Below are 1,776 nucleotides of genomic sequence, written 5' to 3' on the forward strand. Positions count from 1 at the left end.
CGTCGCCGTCGCGCTCGCGGCGGCGGACCGCGGCGCCGACGTGGTGCTGATCGCCGCGCACGTGGACGACGCACCGCTGGCCGAGGCATCCGTCCATCCCCGCGTGCGGCTCGTGCGTGCGGGAACCGCGGCAGAGCTCGCAGCAGCGGTCGCGGTCGAGGCGGTCTCCGCCGACGTCGTCGTGATGGCGGCCGCGGTCGCGGACTACCGCGTTGCCGAGGTGTCGCCGCTCAAGCGCGCGAAGGAGTCCGCGCCCGGAGATGGAATCACGCTCGACCTGATCGAGAACGACGACATCCTCGCCGCGCTCGTGCGCGCCCGCCGCGACGGGCAGACGATCGTGGGATTCGCGGCCGAGACGCCGGGAGAGGGCGAGACGCTCCTCGAGCGCGGCCGGCGCAAGGCCGCCCGCAAGGGCGCCGATCTGCTGGCGGTCAACGAGGTCGGCTGGAGCAGGGGGTTCGAGAGCGGCGACAACGCGCTGGCGATCGTCTCGGCCGATGGCGAGCTCGTATCGTCGGCGGACGGGAGCAAGCGGGACGTCGCCGAGGCGCTGTGGAACGCGGTGCTGACGGTGCGCGGATCCCGCGAGAAAACTGAGTAACGAAACGATAACGGCGCATGTAGAGTGGTCCGCACCACGTCGACGACGACGCGGTGCAAGACCCGGAGGACATGCCCGATGCCCCACTCCGCGGCATCCGATCGCGCTCGCGACCGGATCCACGCCCTGCTGATCGTGTGCGTGCTCGCTGTGGTGAGCATGGTGATCGCGCTGTTCGGCGCGGCGCCCGCGAGGGTCACCGCCCGCGAGCTGCTCGGAGACCCCCGCACCCCTGGCGAGGCTGCGTTCATCGCGAGCCACCGCGGCGGAGCGGCGACGGCGCCCGAGAACACGCTGCCCGCGATCGCCGCCGCGCTCGACGGAGGCTTCGACTATGTCGAGGTCGATGTCGCTCTCACCGCGGATCGCCAGCCGGTCCTCATGCACGATGCGACGGTGGACCGCACGACCGACGGTCACGGCCGGCTGTCGGCGCTCACGCTTTCCGAGGTGCGGACCCTGGACGCGGGCTCGTGGTTCGATCCCGCCTATGCGGGAACGCCGGTCCCCACGCTCGACGAGTTCCTCGAGGCGCTCGCCGCCTCGCGCGGGCGCGCGATCATCGAGCTGAAAGGGGAGTGGGATGCCGCCGCGGTCGCCGCCGCCGTGTCACAGATCGCCGCGCGCGAGCTCGAGCGCCGCGTCGCCCTGGCGAGCTTCGACGCGCGGAGCCTGGCGCTGGTCGCTGCCGGGTCGGAGGTCGTCTCACGCCTGCTGATCCTGAAGCATGTGCCGGCCGACGTCGTGAGCGCGGTGGCCGAGGCAGGGGCGCGGGGAGTCATCGTGAGTCGCAAGGCCGTGCTCGACCGGCCCGGGATCGTCGACGAGCTCCACGCGGCGGGCACTCGCGTCGTGGTGTACACGCTGAACGACGACGCCTACTGGGACGCCGTGACGGCACTCGGCGTGGACGGCATCGTCACCGACGACCCGCACACGCTCTCGCAGTGGCAGGAAGCATACGCAGGCATCCCTTGACGCGCGGGTGGCAGTGAGGGATCCGGCGCTGCCAGACCTCTCGACGTGCGCTTCCCGGCCTCCCGCGGCGTGCCCCGGGCGCGCCGCGGTCTCCGCGTCGTAGGGTCGAAGAGCGCCAGTCGGCGCGTGCGAACCGGAGGTGTCATGCGGCTGTTCGACGATGTCCGTGCGAAGCGGATCGCGGCAGCGGTCGC

2 protein-coding genes are annotated in these 1,776 nt (G+C 72.2%); both read left to right on the top strand.

The genetic code is table 11. From position 1 onward, the window contains the following. Nucleotides 1-604 (top strand): phosphopantothenoylcysteine decarboxylase domain-containing protein (locus EIO58_RS17280; RefSeq protein ID WP_274543224.1); only part of this gene is annotated, 604 nt, incomplete at its 5' end. Between the two features lie 78 nt (nt 605-682). Beyond that, nucleotides 683-1,582, top strand: a complete 900-nt coding sequence (locus EIO58_RS17285) for a glycerophosphodiester phosphodiesterase (protein WP_127820486.1) — start codon at nt 683-685, stop codon at nt 1,580-1,582. Nucleotides 1,583-1,776 lie beyond the last annotated feature (194 nt).

The organism is Microbacterium sp. CPCC 204701 (genome assembly GCF_004010105.1).
In the GTDB taxonomy this organism is placed as follows: Bacteria; Actinomycetota; Actinomycetes; order Actinomycetales; family Microbacteriaceae; genus Microbacterium.